This is a genomic window from Pelagimonas sp. (genome assembly GCF_050633425.1).
In the GTDB taxonomy this organism is placed as follows: domain Bacteria; phylum Pseudomonadota; class Alphaproteobacteria; order Rhodobacterales; family Rhodobacteraceae; genus Pelagimonas.
In genome coordinates this window covers 118,946-133,038 of record NZ_JBOEGM010000003.1, presented here as the reverse complement: position 1 = coordinate 133,038, position 14,093 = coordinate 118,946, and the positions used below count along the sequence as shown (strand labels likewise).

Annotated in this window: 14 protein-coding genes and 1 pseudogene; 10 read left to right on the top strand and 5 right to left on the bottom strand. The window is 56.5% G+C overall.

Annotated elements, in window-relative coordinates:
- The first annotated feature begins 249 nt into the window (after positions 1–249).
- Positions 250–1,503, top strand: a complete 1,254-nt coding sequence (locus ACRBB0_RS01965) for a calcium-binding protein (RefSeq protein ID WP_431372711.1) — start codon at positions 250–252, stop codon at positions 1,501–1,503.
- Here ACRBB0_RS01965 and ACRBB0_RS01960 read toward each other — a convergent pair whose 3' ends face one another.
- The 3 genes from ACRBB0_RS01960 to ccmI form a co-directional block, all read right to left on the bottom strand.
- Positions 1,504–1,761: a DUF1289 domain-containing protein gene (locus tag ACRBB0_RS01960; RefSeq protein ID WP_431372710.1), complete on the bottom strand. Its 258-nt coding sequence runs from the start codon at positions 1,759–1,761 to the stop codon at positions 1,504–1,506. It abuts the gene before it with no gap.
- A gap of 4 nt (positions 1,762–1,765) precedes the next feature.
- Positions 1,766–2,236, bottom strand: coding sequence for a Holliday junction resolvase RuvX (gene ruvX / locus ACRBB0_RS01955; RefSeq protein ID WP_431372709.1), 471 nt, complete (start codon positions 2,234–2,236; stop codon positions 1,766–1,768).
- 133 nt (positions 2,237–2,369) lie between these two features.
- A complete protein-coding gene (gene ccmI, locus ACRBB0_RS01950) occupies positions 2,370–3,605 on the bottom strand; it encodes a c-type cytochrome biogenesis protein CcmI (protein WP_431372708.1) in 1,236 nt (411 codons plus the stop codon).
- A gap of 215 nt (positions 3,606–3,820) precedes the next feature.
- Between ccmI and ACRBB0_RS01945 the strand changes: the two genes are divergently transcribed.
- The 8 genes from ACRBB0_RS01945 to rarD all read left to right on the top strand — a co-directional run bounded on the left by ACRBB0_RS01945 (position 3,821) and on the right by rarD (position 12,394).
- Positions 3,821–5,065 carry a sarcosine oxidase subunit beta family protein gene (locus ACRBB0_RS01945; RefSeq protein ID WP_431372707.1) on the top strand — a complete coding sequence of 415 codons (1,245 nt, stop codon included), beginning with the start codon at positions 3,821–3,823 and terminating at the stop codon, positions 5,063–5,065.
- Positions 5,066–5,306: 241 nt separating this feature from the next.
- Positions 5,307–5,636 carry a sarcosine oxidase subunit delta gene (locus tag ACRBB0_RS01940; RefSeq protein ID WP_431372706.1) on the top strand — a complete coding sequence of 110 codons (330 nt, stop codon included), beginning with the start codon at positions 5,307–5,309 and terminating at the stop codon, positions 5,634–5,636.
- 75 nt (positions 5,637–5,711) lie between these two features.
- Positions 5,712–8,732 carry a sarcosine oxidase subunit alpha family protein gene (locus tag ACRBB0_RS01935; RefSeq protein ID WP_431372705.1) on the top strand — a complete coding sequence of 1,007 codons (3,021 nt, stop codon included), beginning with the start codon at positions 5,712–5,714 and terminating at the stop codon, positions 8,730–8,732.
- On the top strand, positions 8,725–9,291 hold the full coding sequence (locus ACRBB0_RS01930) for a sarcosine oxidase subunit gamma (protein ID WP_431372704.1): 567 nt from the start codon (positions 8,725–8,727) through the stop codon (positions 9,289–9,291). Before ACRBB0_RS01935 ends, ACRBB0_RS01930 begins: the two co-directional genes overlap by 8 nt.
- Positions 9,292–9,518: 227 nt before the next feature.
- The gene (locus ACRBB0_RS01925) at positions 9,519–9,938 is read left to right on the top strand and encodes a hypothetical protein (protein ID WP_431372703.1); all 420 of its coding nucleotides are present in this window, start codon (positions 9,519–9,521) and stop codon (positions 9,936–9,938) included.
- 84 nt (positions 9,939–10,022) lie between these two features.
- Positions 10,023–10,622: a superoxide dismutase gene (locus ACRBB0_RS01920; RefSeq protein WP_431372702.1), complete on the top strand. Its 600-nt coding sequence runs from the start codon at positions 10,023–10,025 to the stop codon at positions 10,620–10,622.
- A gap of 19 nt (positions 10,623–10,641) precedes the next feature.
- Positions 10,642–11,529 carry a metallophosphoesterase gene (locus ACRBB0_RS01915; protein WP_431372701.1) on the top strand — a complete coding sequence of 296 codons (888 nt, stop codon included), beginning with the start codon at positions 10,642–10,644 and terminating at the stop codon, positions 11,527–11,529.
- Positions 11,522–12,394 (top strand): EamA family transporter RarD, encoded by an 873-nt coding sequence (gene rarD, locus ACRBB0_RS01910; RefSeq protein ID WP_431372700.1) that lies wholly within the window; start codon positions 11,522–11,524, stop codon positions 12,392–12,394. Before ACRBB0_RS01915 ends, rarD begins: the two co-directional genes overlap by 8 nt.
- Positions 12,395–12,413: 19 nt before the next feature.
- Here rarD and ACRBB0_RS01905 read toward each other — a convergent pair whose 3' ends face one another.
- Positions 12,414–12,962, bottom strand: a complete 549-nt coding sequence (locus ACRBB0_RS01905; protein WP_431372699.1) for a hypothetical protein — start codon at positions 12,960–12,962, stop codon at positions 12,414–12,416.
- A 125-nt stretch (positions 12,963–13,087) separates the two neighbouring features.
- On the bottom strand, positions 13,088–13,639 hold the full coding sequence (locus ACRBB0_RS01900) for a TIGR00730 family Rossman fold protein (protein WP_431372698.1): 552 nt from the start codon (positions 13,637–13,639) through the stop codon (positions 13,088–13,090).
- Positions 13,640–13,762: 123 nt separating this feature from the next.
- Here ACRBB0_RS01900 and ACRBB0_RS01895 point away from each other — a divergent pair.
- A pseudogene (locus ACRBB0_RS01895) lies at positions 13,763–14,093 on the top strand (hypothetical protein); the annotation flags it as partial.

Sequence of the window (14,093 nt, the reverse complement as noted above, 5' to 3'; positions counted from 1 at the left end):
AGATTTACTTGGGGAATACGGGGTCAGGCCGTGTCAGGATAAATACGCGCGCCCGTCGCCGCCCCAGTCATCTGAGAGAGCTAGTCTCTGATAACGCTGCGTTTTTGTGAAATGTGGCGTTCGGAATGGCATTTGTTTGAACAATCACGCGGTAATTTTTCTATTGTGTCCTGACGCTTGCGAATTGTGCAAAAAGTTTGTCTCAAAACAAGAAGTTGATAAAAGTAAATTCGATATTTGGAGGGATAAATGGCTTGGGTTTTAGCTTTGATACCGCTGTTGTTTCTGACAGCTTTGGTTGGTGATGGCGGCGATGACAGCGATGATGGCGACAACGCGAGTCCGGATACACCTGATCGAGGGGATGATCCTACCAGTGGCGATGACACTCTGTCCGGCTCTGATGGAAATGATTCAATAGCGGCGCTTTATGGCAACGATCTTGTTTACGCAGGATCGGGGGATGACGTGGTCGACGGCAACGGCGGCTATGACACGATCCATGGCGGAGACGGCAATGACAGTTTGAACGGAAATCTCGGCGAAGACCGCATACTTGGTGGCGCAGGCGCCGACCGTTTGGATGGCGGCTCCAATGATGACCGAATGGACGGCGGCAGCGGTGACGATATCGTCTTGGGGGCAGGCGGCAATGATGTTGTGCGCGGCTCTGAAGGCGATGACGAGTTGGATGGCGGCGCTGGCGATGACACGATGAATGGCGGCGATGGCGACGACCTTTTGTTTGGTCAGGACGGCAACGATGATATGAACGGCAGCCAGGGCGATAACCGTCTTGAAGGCGGGGCCGGGAACGATGCATTGGAAGTGTTCAGCGGATCGAGCACCTTGCTGGGCGGCGGCGGCAACGATGTGTTGAGCGTCAACCGGAGCGATGTTGACCTGACTGGCGCAGATTCACTAAACGGCGGCGCTGGAGATGATACGGTGTTTGCCGGGCATGCTGATGACACGCTGATCGGCGGCGCGGGCGACGATGTTGTCAGCGGCGGTGCCGGTGACGACAGTCTGGCTGGGGATGAAGGCAACGATTTCCTAAACGGTGACGCCGGTGCAGATACAATCCTGTCTGGTGCAGGGGCCGATCAGATGTTTGGCGGTGCTGGCAATGACGTGCTTATCAACGATCTGGGCACATCTGTTGCCACAGGCGGTGAGGGGGCCGATACCTTTGTTGTGGATATGGCCGACGTTTTGGCGGGTGCTGATACAGATTATGCGCTGCAAGTCACCGATTTCACCACCACTGGCAGCGATGCGGATCTTTTGCGTATTGAGCTCAGCAGCGAAGTGTTCGGCGGTGTCGGCATGCCAAGCGGCGATGCCGTTATTGTGCCTGACGCTGTGACGGGGGACATGTTGGTTCAGGTCGAATCCAGCGAAGGTACCGTGAACATGGCACGGATTGAGAATGGTGTGGCCAATGGCTTTAGCGTGGCCAATGTGGTTGTGACACTGGTTGATCCAGCCGCCGTGGTTTGATCATCTGACGTTGCGGGCTTGGCGCGCTTTGCGACCGCCGCGACGTTTGGAAATCTGCGATTGACGATCCGGGAGCGTGGCCATGATTTGGCTGCGCTCTTCGTTTGTGAGCTTGGACCATGCCGTGATTTCATCAATCGAGCGCAAACAGCCGGTGCACAGGCGTGCCTCTGGGTGAATGACGCAAATCTGAATACAGGGGCTTTGGACTTCGTCGCGTGTCCAAACGCTGTCTTTGGCGGTGGGCTGGTCTTTCACAAGGTTAACCTCCGAGATGGCGCAATCGGTCGAGCGCCCCTTGCAGAATATACGATGCCGCGACGTGATCGATCACCTCGGCGCGACGTTTTCGTGACGTATCCGCCTCTAAGAGGGCCCTTTCTGCGGCAACCGTGCTGAGCCGTTCGTCCCAAAAGGTGATTGGCCCATCCCAAAGCCGGGTCAGATTGCGGGCGAATGCGCGGGTCGATTGGCAGCGCGCGCCTTCGCTTCCGTCCATATTGCGCGGCAAGCCCAAAACAATCCCGGCAATATCGCGGTTGTTCAAAATCGCAATCAAGGCCTGGGCGTCGAGGCCGAATTTCTTGCGTTTGATGGTTTCAAGCGGGGTGGCGACGCTGCGCAACCCGTCAGACACGGCCACGCCAATGGTCTTGGTGCCAAGATCAAGCCCGGCAATGGCGCGCATGGGGGGCAGGGTGGCTGCAAACTCGGTGATGTCTTCGTGGATCATGCGGGGAAAGGCCCTTTTGAAGCGACGCCCACCCACCCACCCCGCCGCTCCAAAAGGGCCTGTGGGCGATGCTGCTAGGGTCGGATTATTCCGGTTATTCTGGCAAAGTACTCTGGCAAAGTACTCTGGCAAACTATTCTGGCAAACCGGCGCGCGCGGCGGCTGCCATGATTTGATCAAGAGAGCCCGCGTCATCAGCAAAAACCCCCTTGGCCTCGCTGTAAATGGCCTGGGCGCGATCCGTCTGCCCCAGGACGCCAAGCGCCGTGATGAGACGCGCCCATTCCGCTGCAGGGCCTCCTTCGCTTGCCAACCGCTCTGACAGGTTTTCCACCATGCCAAGGATCATCTCCTGGCGTTCTTGCGGCGTCATGTCAGCCGCGGCGGCCATATCCTCGGCAGAGGGGCCAGCAGGGGCATCGTGGCTTTGGGGAAGCGGAGGCAGTTGATACCGCGTTTCACCGGCGCGATAGGCGAGCTCTTCGATCTGTGCGCGAATGGGCCCGACCCATGGCGCGTCAGGCGGGCTTGAGCGAAGCAAAATGTCCCACATCCGAAACCCAACATCAGGGCGCCCGGTCTGTGCCATCATCAACCCACCATAAAACCGCGCCACGCCGTTTTCGGGATCAAGCGCCAAGGCCTTTTCCAACGCGCTCTGCGCCTCGGGAGACACATAGCCACCAGCCGCGATAATCATCATATCAGCCAGATCGGTGTAATCTTTGGCCGTTGCACCGTCGCCACGCAACTCAACCAGTTTGGCCTGCGTTTTATAGGCGGCCTCATAGTTGCCAAGTGTCGCTTCGGTGCTCGCCAAGAGCGTCAGGCCGCGCATGTCTTCGGGGTTTTTGGCAACCGCGTCACGCAGCTGCTTGACCAGCGTCATGTAATCGTCGGGCGCATCAACGGGCGCGGCGGCGGGCATTTTCGCCTCGGCCTCGGCTTGGGTCATACGGTTGTCGCGGGCCTTTTGCGCGGCCTCATAACGTTGCGCCAAAGGCAAATCGGGCGCGCCGGGCTTACCAAGCGTGGTATAGAGCCCAAAACCGCCGCCCAGAACGGTACCCGCAACCAACACCGCCATAACATAGCTGCCCGCACCGGCTTTGGCCGCATCTGCGCTGCCTTGTTTGGCCGCCGCATCCGCCGCCAGAAGCCGACGCGAAATCTCAACCTTCAGACGTTTGGCTTCATCTTCGGCAATGGTGCCGCGCTCTGTATCTTTTTCGATTTCGCTCAGCTGGTCGCGATAGACTTGTAGATCAAAGGCTTCTGCCGGTCCGACATCGCGTGTGCCGCGCAACAGGGCCAACAGCAAAAGCACCGTCAATACCAGCGCCAATACGCCTGTAAGGATCCAGAACATGATGTTGCCTCCGTCTGTGGTCTGCCCTGATCTATAGGTGTGGAGGCCGGGACAAAAGGGTAAAAGTCAAGCGATCAGCAGGATGTGACATCACGCGCAGGCCCGCCAGAATGCGCCATGTCGCAACTGTGTCAAATGTGACGGTTGTGTACCGCCGCAATCGCGGTAAGCATTTATCACCATACCGAAACCTAAAGCTGTGGGATTCGAGCTTCATGAAACGCTACTCTGCCTTTGCAATTGCCCGCGAAGCCCTGCGCGACCATACCGGATGGGATCGCGCCTGGCGCAAAGCCCAACCCAAGAAACGCTACGACGTGATCATCGTTGGAGCTGGGGGGCATGGCCTCGCAACCGCTTATTATCTTGGTAAAAATTTTGGGATCACCAATGTGGCGATCCTGGAAAAGGGGTGGCTTGGGGGCGGCAACACGGGCCGCAACACCACGATTATCCGCTCCAACTACCTTCAGGATCCTTCCGCCGCGATCTATGAAAAAGCCCGCTCACTGTATGAAACCATGAGCCAGGACTTGAACTACAACGTCATGTTCAGCCCGCGCGGCGTTATGATGCTTGCGCAAACCGAACACGAGGTGCGTGGCTATCAGCGCACGGCCCATGCCAATGCGCTTCAGGGGGTCTCGACCGAGTTTATTTCGCCTGCCCGCGTCAAAGAGCTTGTGCCGATCATGAACATCAACGGCCCGCGCTATCCGGTTTTGGGAGCGCTTTGGCAGGCACGCGGTGGCACGGCGCGTCACGATGCGGTCGCTTGGGGCTATGCGCGGGCTTGTTCAGACATGGGCATGGACATCATCCAGCAATGTGCGGTGACCGGCGTGTCCCAAGAGGGCGGCAAAGTCACCGGAGTCCAAACCACCAAGGGCGATATCGCCTGCGAAAAGCTTGGTATGGTTGTTGCAGGTCATTCGGGCGCTTTGGCCGATATGGGTGGTTTCCGCCTGCCGCTTGAATCCGTGGCTTTGCAGGCTCTGGTGTCCGAGCCAATCAAACCCTGCATGGATGTGGTTGTCATGGCCAATACCGTGCACGGCTATATGTCGCAATCGGACAAGGGCGAAATGGTCATCGGTGGCGGCACCGATGCATTCAACAACTACACCCAGCGCGGCTCCTTCCACCACGCCGAAGAAACCGTGCGGGCCTTGATCGAAACCTTCCCGATGCTGTCACGCCTGAAAATGCTGCGCCAATGGGGCGGGATTGTTGATGTGACTGGGGATCGCTCTCCGATCATTTCCAAAACGCCGCTTGAGGGCTGCTTTATCAATTGCGGCTGGGGCACCGGCGGCTTCAAGGCCATTCCGGGATCAGGCTGGGGCTTTGCCGAACTGATGGCGCGCGGGCAATCTCCTCTGACCGATCAATTCGGCCTAAACCGCTTCTCCGAAGGCCGCTTTATTGATGAAAGCGTGGCGGCAGGGGTGGCGCATTGATGGACTTATTCTGCCCACCACATAAAAATGCTAAACCCATCTACGATAATGGAAAACAGATGCTTAAAGTATCTCACTGTTCCACTTCCGGAGAAGCGGTTCTTGGGGTTAGTCCTCTCGTCCAATTCCCAGTGAACAAAAACAGCGGCCAAAGTCGCGGCGACGAACCCAAGTATAATTGCATAGATCATGGAAACAACGTCGTTGCGATTGCGCAAAATTCAAGCCTGAGGACTGCGTCATGCTAATCCTTGAATGCCCCTATTGCGGCGTCAAAGCCGAAGAAACCGAACTGCACGCTGGCGGAGAGGCGCATATCAAACGCTTTGGTCCCGGCTCAAGCGACGATGATTTCGAAACCTATCTGTTCCAGCGCGAAAACCCGATGGGCGTGCATTTCGAGCGCTGGCGCCATGTGAATGGCTGCGGAAAATGGTTCCACGCTGCGCGCTCAACCACGACGCTCGAAGTTTTCGGCACCTATAGCGCCCAAACCTTGGCCCCGCCCAAGGACATCACGGATAAAATCACCGCCCGCCTGCCGGGCTGGAGCTGGAGGGAGTTGTCATGACATCAACCTTCATCTTGCCACAGACACTCCCGCCGGAGGCTTTGCTGGTCTCCTCGTGCGAAAAGGGCCAATAACATGAGCACCCGTCTCGCCAAATCCGGTCGCCTGATTGACCGCTCCTCTCGTGTTGACTTCACCTTCGACGGCAAACGGCTGTCGGGCTACAAGGGGGACACGCTTGCATCAGCTCTGCTCGCCAATGACCAAATGTTGGTCGGACGCAGCTTTAAATACCACCGTCCGCGCGGCATCGTTGCCTCGGGCGGCGAAGAGCCAAACGCCTTGGTCAATCTCGGGCAGGGCACCCGCCACGAACCCAACGCCCGTGCCACCACGACCGAACTGTTTGATGGTCTCACCGCGACGCCGCAGAACGTCTGGCCGAGCCTCGAGTATGACATTGGCGCAGTGAACAAATACGCCTCGCGGCTGCTCACGGCCGGGTTCTATTACAAGATGTTCATGTATCCGCGCGCCTTTTGGAAACATGTGTACGAGCCGTTCATTCGTCAATCCGCAGGGCTTGGCAAAGCGCCGGATGCAGAAACCAGCGATCCCGACACCTACGAGCATTTCTATGCGTTTGTGGATGTCCTGATCATCGGTGGTGGCGTTGCCGGTTTGCAAGCGGCCAAAACCTCAGGCGAGGCCGGGGCCAAGGTTCTGCTGATCGAACAAACCCCGGATTGGGGTGGCCGCACTGTCGTCGATGGCGGTGAAATTGATGGAATGCCCGCCGAGACGTGGGTGAAGAAGACGCTTCAAACCCTTGAAGATATGCCAAATGTCTCGCTGCGCACCCGGATGATGGGGGCAGGCGTCTATGATCATGGCTATGTCCTCGGCTATGAGCGTTTGACCGATCACACACCCTTGGCGCAAGGGCCTCGTCATCGTCTTTGGCGTATTCGCGCCGCGCAAACCATCACGGCCACCGGCGCGATAGAGCGCCCGCTGAGCTTTGCTGGAAACGATATTCCCGGTGTGATGCTGGCGTCGGCGGTGCGCGATTATGCGGTGAATTACGGCGTGTCCGTAGGGGATCGAACTGTTGTCGTCACCAATAACGACGATGCGTATCGCACTGCAATTACACTGAAAAACGCCGGTCTGGATGTGCCGATGATTGTCGATGCCCGCGAGATGGGGGGCGGTGCGTTGATGGCCCAGGCCAAGGCGGTTGGCATCCGGGTCGAGACTGGCTGCGGTATTGCCAAAGTCCATGGCGGTAAACGTGTCACTTCGGTTGATATCTGCAAACAAGCGGGCGAAGGCGCGATGCTTTGGAACATCGCCTGCGATGCGGTGGCTATGTCGGGCGGTTGGTCGCCTGTTGTGCACCTGTGGTCCCATTGTGGTGGCAAGCTGACATGGGATGACGCGGGTGCCTTTTTCCGACCCTACCCAAGCCGTCCACCTCTGGGCGACACGGGCCAGGCGATGGTTCATGTTGCAGGGTGCGCCAATGGTGAAATGTCGTTGAAGAACACGTTGCAAGATGCTGCAAAAGCAGGGGAAATCGCCGCCATTACTGCGGGAGCAACCGGCCGCACGTCTCCGGCGTCCACCGCAGAGACAGAGGCCGAAACACCGCTTGAGCCGGTTTGGCTGATGCCTCAGGGGGCTCATTATGGGTTGCGGATGAAATCCTGGCTCGATTTTCAAAACGACGTCAAAGTCTCCGATGTTCAGCTCGCTGCTCATGAAGGCTATGAAAGCGTTGAGCACACCAAACGATACACCACGCTTGGCATGGCAACGGACCAAGGGAAGTTGAGCAATATCAATGGTCTCGCGACGCTTTCTAATGCACTTGGGTCCGAAATCCCCAAAGTCGGCACCACGACATTCCGCCCGCCCTATACGCCGATTTCGATGGGGGCCATTGCTGGCGAGGCGCGCGGCGAGGTTTTCCAACCGATCCGCAAAACGCCGATGCATGACTGGCATGAGAGCAACGGCGCGCATTGGGAGCCGGTGGGGCATTGGCGCAGGCCCTATGCCTTTGTCAAAGCAGGCGAAACGGTTAAACAAGCTGTGCATCGCGAAGTGACCGCAACCCGCACCAGCCTTGGCCTATTGGATGCTTCGACCCTTGGCAAAATCATCGTCAAAGGGCCGGACGCAGGGCGTTTCATGGATATGATGTACACCAACATGATGTCCAACCTGAAAGTCGGCAAATGCCGCTACGGTTTGATGTGCAGCGAAAACGGGTTTTTGTCGGATGACGGTGTGGTGGCACGCCTCGATGAACAGACATGGCTCTGCCACACAACCACCGGCGGCGCGGATCGTATTCATGCCCATATGGAAGAGTGGCTGCAGACCGAATGGTGGGATTGGAAGGTTTATACCGCCAATATCACCGAGCAATTGGCGCAGGTTGCTATCGTTGGCCCCAATGCCCGTAAGCTGTTGGAAAAGCTGGGCGGTATGGATGTCTCTCGGGAAAACTTGCCCTTTATGGAGTGGCGCGACGGCGTGCTGGCTGGCTTCCCGGCGCGGGCCTATCGCATCTCATTTTCCGGTGAGTTGTCGTATGAAATTGCCGTGCCAGCCAATCTTGGACGCGCGTTTTGGGACAAGCTGATCGAAGCAGGAGCCGAATTTGACGCGACCCCCTATGGCACCGAATGTCTTCACATCATGCGGGCGGAAAAAGGTTTTATCATGATCGGGGACGAGACCGACGGCACGGTGATCCCGCAGGATCTTGGGCTGAACTGGGCGATTTCCAAGAAGAAAGAGGATTTCCTTGGCAAACGTGCACAGCTGCGCAGCCATATGACCGATCCCAACCGTTGGAAGCTGGTGGGGCTGGAAACCACCGATGGGTCGACCTTGCCGGACGGGGCCTATGCTGTGGCCGATGGGGTTAACGAAAATGGTCAACGCAACACCCAGGGGCGCGTGACCTCGACCTACCATTCACCGACCTTGAACAAAGGCATTGCGATGGGGCTGGTGCTGCATGGACCGGACCGCATGGGCGAGGTGATTGAATTTGCAGAGGCCGATGGTGAGACAATGATTGCGGCCAAAATCGTCAGCCCGATTTTCTATGACCCTGATGGGGAGAAACAGAATGTCTGATCTTGCAACATCCCTAAATGGGGCCAGCTTTGACGGTTTGGTTCGGGTCGAAGAATTGCGGGCCCAAGGCATGATCACCCTACGCGGTGATTTTGCTGATGCGGATTTTGTCGCCGCCGTGACGCAGGTGGCGGAGGTGACTATGCCGGGGCTGCGTGGCGCTGAATTAGACGGCAAGCGCGGATTGCTTTGGATGTCACCGGATGAGCTCTTGATGCTGTGCACCTATGCGGAAGCTCCGATCTTGGTCGCCAAATTGGAAAGAGCCCTTGTTGGTCATCATAGCCTCGTCGCCAATGTGTCGGACGCACGGGCGTGCTTTACCTTGCAAGGGCAGGGCCTGCGAGAAGTTCTGGCCAAACTCGCGCCCGTCGATATGTCCAGGGGGCAATTTGAAATCGGTGACGTGCGCCGGACCCGATTGGCCCAAGTGGCGGCGGCATTTTGGTTGCGCTCGGAAGATGTCGCTCAGGTCGTGTGTTTTCGATCGGTCGGGGCCTATATGTTTCATCTGCTTGCAACGGCCTCTGCCCCCGGAAGCGACGTGGGCTTTCTTTAACGCTTGGGGCGCGGACGCAAGCACCAAGAAACGAGTATATGGTGCGACCCAAATGGTCGCGCCATAAGGGCAGCGCTCATTTTATGGGCCCATTTGAAATTGTAATGCCTCAAGCTTATTTGAATTCGAAAATAGGTTCCCAATAAATTTGACGCTATTTTTCCAACCAAAGGTTGTTTCTTCTCAGTGTATTGACTAGGTGAATGTCAATGGTATTGGAGAATTTCATGAATAAAGTAATGTCACTTGCATTGGTTTCAGTTTTGGGTTTGTTTGCTCAGCCGGTTTTGGCCGCTGGGAAATCTTATGAATGCAAGATTGTAAACACCCGTAGCCAAGGGAACTGGTTGCCCAAGGTGTTGTTCATTGGGCATGACGAAACAAAAGATACGGTCATCGTTTCGGACCCAATCATTCTGTACTTTAACGACCGCCAGCCAATCCAAGGTCATGTTTCCACCGACAATAACAAGCGCACAACCTTCACTTGGAAACTCAAGACCAAAACCAAACAGCAATATGCCACCATTGCCTATCGCGCGACATATATGAAGGCGACGGGCCGGTTGAACATTTCGGGATCACCTTTGGGCTATTCGAACCGCTACACGTCTAGCGGCACATGCGAAGTCAAACCGTTGAAATGATCGCATCCTTGGCCTTGACCTTGGCGGGTCAACGCGACAGGTATGACGTAATCAAACAACTTCCGCGGACAAGGGACACGACCAATGGCTTTTGAACTTCCTGATCTTCCATATGCTCACGACGCGCTGGCCTCCAAAGGCATGAGCCAAGAGACAATGGAATACCACCATGACATTCACCACAACGCCTATGTTGTGAATGGCAACAAGCTGATTGCTGGCACCGAATGGGAAGGCAAGTCGCTCGAAGACATCATCACCGGCACCTATGACGCGTCTGCGGTTGCCCAAAATGGTATCTTCAACAATGCGTCGCAGCACTGGAACCACATGCAGTTCTGGGAAATGATGGGCGCAGGTAGCAATGATATGCCATCCGAACTTGAAGCTGCTCTGAAAGAGAGCTTTGGCACGGTTGACGCGTTCAAGGATCAGTTCTCGGCTGCTGGTGCCGGTCAGTTCGGCTCCGGTTGGTGCTGGTTGGTCAAAGACACCGATGGCGGCCTCAAAGTCACCAAAACCGAAAACGGCGTGAACCCACTCTGCTTTGGTCAGACCGCTTTGCTTGGCTGTGACGTATGGGAGCATTCCTACTACATCGACTTCCGCAACAAGCGTCCTGCTTACCTGGCCAACTTCTTGGACAACCTGGTAAACTGGGAAAACGTGGCATCGCGTCTGTGATCCACATGGCGGGTTTTTTATGATCACCCGCCGGACATTTATCAAAGGTCTGCTGGGCACCGTCCTAGCAGGCCTTTTTTCTGGGGCCTATGCGTTTTTTATCGAACCGGCCCTGCGCTTACGGGTGCAGACCTGGCGGATTGCCCGCAAGGATTGGACAGCCAAACCCCTAAAAATCGCCATTTTGTCCGATCTCCATGTTGGGGAACCTTTCGTTGGTGCGCGCCGAATACGCCAGATCGTAGCGCGTATGAACGCGCTGACCCCGGATGTGATCCTATTGTTGGGCGATTATGCCGCCGGGCACCGTTTTGTCACCAAACCTGTTGAAATCGCAGAGATCGCGCCGATTTTGGCGGATCTCAAAGCCAAACACGGGGTCTTCGCGGTTCTGGGAAACCACGATTGGTGGGATGATTTGAACGCCCAAAAGCGCGGCGGCGGGCCAAATCTCTATGCCCAGGCGCTTGAGGCCAATGGCATTCCCGTATTGTCCAACACTGTGATTAAACTTGATGATCTTGGCGTCTGGATTGCGGGGCTTGAAGATCAATTGGCCCTGATCCGTCGACCGGGCGGCCTTAGGGGGCTGGATGATCTTGATGGCACCTTGGCGCAGATTACCGATGATGACCCGGTGATTTTGATGGCGCATGAACCCGACATTTTCACCAAAGTTCCAGATCGCGTCGCGCTCACCTTGTCGGGGCATACCCATGGGGGACAGGTGCGGTTGTTTGGCTGGTCCCCGATTGTCCCATCGCGGTTTGGCAACCGATACGCCTATGGCCATGTGCGCGAAGCGGGGCGAGACCTTGTGGTCTCCGGCGGGATCGGCTGTTCGATCATGCCGGTGCGTTTTGGCGTCGTTCCTGAAATAACGGTGGTCGAGATGGCGCATGTCTGACGCGCAGCGCGGATTTTTGGCGATGCTGGGGGCCTGTTCGATCTGGGGCCTGTCGCCGATCTATTACAAAGCTTTGACCCACGTGCCAGCGGGCGAATTGCTGGCGCATCGCTCGTTTTGGTCTCTGGCGGTGTTTGCTGGTGTCTTGGCGATACAAGGCCGTTTGGGGGCCTTAAAAACCGCGATGGGGTCACGCAGAGCCGTGGTCATTTTGATCATCGCCGCGCTGATGATTTCCATCAACTGGGGCCTGTTCATCGTGTCGGTGCAAATTGGCCGGGTGACGGAAACCTCGATGGGCTACTATATGTTCCCGCTTGTCGCTGTGGCGATTGGCGTGATGTTTTTGCGTGAAAAACTAACGCTCTGGCAATGGCTTGCGGTGGCATTGGCAACAATCGCGGTGGTCCAACTGGCCGTCGGTCTTGGCGCGCCGCCGTGGATATCGCTGATCCTTGCGGTCACCTTTGCCCTCTACGGGGTGATCAAAAAGAACCTGAGCACCGGCCCGGTGGTTTCGGTCACCGCCGAGGTGGTGTTGATCGCGCCCTTTGCCATCGGCTGGCTGGCATGGATACATGCACAAGGGCAGGGGCAATTTGGCCAAGACGCCACAACAACGGCGCTTTTGGCCTTTTCCGGCGTGATGACGGCCTTTCCGCTGATCCTGTTCTCTTACGCCGCACAGCGGGTGAACATGAGCACCCTTGGCCTGATGCAATACCTCAATCCAACCCTGCAATTCTTTTGCGCCGTTGTGGTGTTTGGTGAAGCGCTCAGCCACCAGCATCTGATCGCCTTTGTGCTGATCTGGACGGCGCTTGCTATCTATTCGATTTCGTCCTTTCGGCAAGACAAGACCTGATCCAGAGCGGCCAAGCTGGCTATGGCAAGTCGCTGGAAAACAGGAATTTCAGCGTGTTTTTGTAAAACCATGTGCGTGTGAAATCGTCACCTTGGGCATCTTCGCGAAAGCAAAGAAACAAGAGCGCCAGTCCCAATACCTCGCGTTGCTCAAAGGAGTAGAGCCTGGTTGTTTCGTCAAAGAGACGCGCGGATTTGTTGGACCGCTCATCTGCCAAGAAGGCCCAAAAACGATCTTCAAAATTGTGGTTTTGGGTTTTGTGGTCTTCTGAAATCAGAAAGTGAAAAATTTTTGGGATAAAGTAAGCGAGCGTTTGAGCCGAGAAATAGTCAAAAGCCTCGTCGAAACGATAAAGGTCATACTCTGAAAACGGGCGTTTTGTTCTAAAGTCCTCGGCGGCAAGTCGGATGTCATGGTATTGACCATGAGCTGTCGCAATGTGTTCGGGGTGTTCGATGGGCCAACTGCGATCATAAAGACCCGCGAACGGAGGGTAGGGGGTCTCGTTGAAATGTGTCTCAAGCAACCCGATGATAAGCCTCTGTTGAGTGGGATCAGCCTGTGTCATCAAACCTCGAATCCTCCTGCGCGTTTTTGCATGGCGTTTGACCCGCCGGAGACCCACGGGTCTTTGGTCATATGACGATGTCGCACTCGGGTGACCTTGTGGGGCCAGTCTGATATGACAGCCGATTACGACAGGGCGCGGCGCAAAAGTGCCATGGCGTCATCGGCAGACGGGGCGGATTGAACAAAATCCAAGAGCGAACCATCAGCAAAGCCGCTTTCGACGATATGCACCAGCAATTCGCGCAACGGCCCCCAATAGCCGTTCACATCCATCAGGATAATCGGCTTGTTGTGCAGGCCCAGCTGGCGCCATGTGAGTACCTCAAAAAATTCATCCAAAGACCCGGCCCCGCCAGGCATTACCACCACGGCGTCGGCGTTCATCAACATGACCTTTTTGCGCTCATGCATGGTTTCGGTGACCACATATGTGGTGAGATCGGTCTTGCCGACCTCCATATCGACCAAATGCTGGGGGATCACTCCAAAGGTATTGCCGCCCGCAGTTTGCGCGGCACGCGCCACGGTGCCCATCAGACCCACATCGCCGGCCCCATAGACCAGACGCCAGTTTTCATTTGCAATGGCCGCGCCCAGTATTTGGGCTTGATCGGTAAAGGCCTGATCTTTGCCAGCGCGTGAGCCGCAATAGACACAGATTGAGGTGAGCGTCATGGAATCCCCGCATGTCTTGTGGAAAAGGTGTTTTGACCGCTGATACCTCGTAAGCTATACACGCTCAACCGCTCAGTTTTTTCGGTTTGGGGACCGGAAGCGAGCTGTGGAAGAAAGGCTGCTATGAGCAAACTCGCACTTTACTCTGCGATCACCGGTGCGACGAGCGCGGGTGTCGTCGCGGTTGCTGTTGCAACCGGTGTTATTGACCTGTCCGGTTCTAAGCCAGATCCAGCGCCGCAAGAACAAGCAGACGTCGACAAAGCGCCCGAAATCACCAGTGTCGCGCCTGAGGCCGCGCCCGTGCCGCAAACCGGTGCGGACAACAGCCTTGTGCCAGATCCAGCAGAGCCGGTGGCTGAGGCTGCACCGGTTGCGGAGCCAGAGCCAGTTGCAGAGGCGGCCCCGGTTGCGGAGCCAGAGCCCGTTGCAGAGGCGGCCCCCGTTGCGGAGC

Coding starts and splice junctions, on each gene's coding strand:
- ACRBB0_RS01965 (WP_431372711.1), top strand. CDS start 250: ATGGCTTGGGTTTTAGCTTTGATACCGCTGTTGTTTCTGACAGCTTTG.
- ruvX (WP_431372709.1), bottom strand. CDS start 2,236: ATGATCCACGAAGACATCACCGAGTTTGCAGCCACCCTGCCCCCCATG.
- ccmI (WP_431372708.1), bottom strand. CDS start 3,605: ATGTTCTGGATCCTTACAGGCGTATTGGCGCTGGTATTGACGGTGCTT.
- ACRBB0_RS01945 (WP_431372707.1), top strand. CDS start 3,821: ATGAAACGCTACTCTGCCTTTGCAATTGCCCGCGAAGCCCTGCGCGAC.
- ACRBB0_RS01940 (WP_431372706.1), top strand. CDS start 5,307: ATGCTAATCCTTGAATGCCCCTATTGCGGCGTCAAAGCCGAAGAAACC.
- ACRBB0_RS01935 (WP_431372705.1), top strand. CDS start 5,712: ATGAGCACCCGTCTCGCCAAATCCGGTCGCCTGATTGACCGCTCCTCT.
- ACRBB0_RS01930 (WP_431372704.1), top strand. CDS start 8,725: ATGTCTGATCTTGCAACATCCCTAAATGGGGCCAGCTTTGACGGTTTG.
- ACRBB0_RS01925 (WP_431372703.1), top strand. CDS start 9,519: ATGAATAAAGTAATGTCACTTGCATTGGTTTCAGTTTTGGGTTTGTTT.
- ACRBB0_RS01920 (WP_431372702.1), top strand. CDS start 10,023: ATGGCTTTTGAACTTCCTGATCTTCCATATGCTCACGACGCGCTGGCC.
- ACRBB0_RS01915 (WP_431372701.1), top strand. CDS start 10,642: ATGATCACCCGCCGGACATTTATCAAAGGTCTGCTGGGCACCGTCCTA.
- rarD (WP_431372700.1), top strand. CDS start 11,522: ATGTCTGACGCGCAGCGCGGATTTTTGGCGATGCTGGGGGCCTGTTCG.
- ACRBB0_RS01905 (WP_431372699.1), bottom strand. CDS start 12,962: ATGACACAGGCTGATCCCACTCAACAGAGGCTTATCATCGGGTTGCTT.
- ACRBB0_RS01900 (WP_431372698.1), bottom strand. CDS start 13,639: ATGACGCTCACCTCAATCTGTGTCTATTGCGGCTCACGCGCTGGCAAA.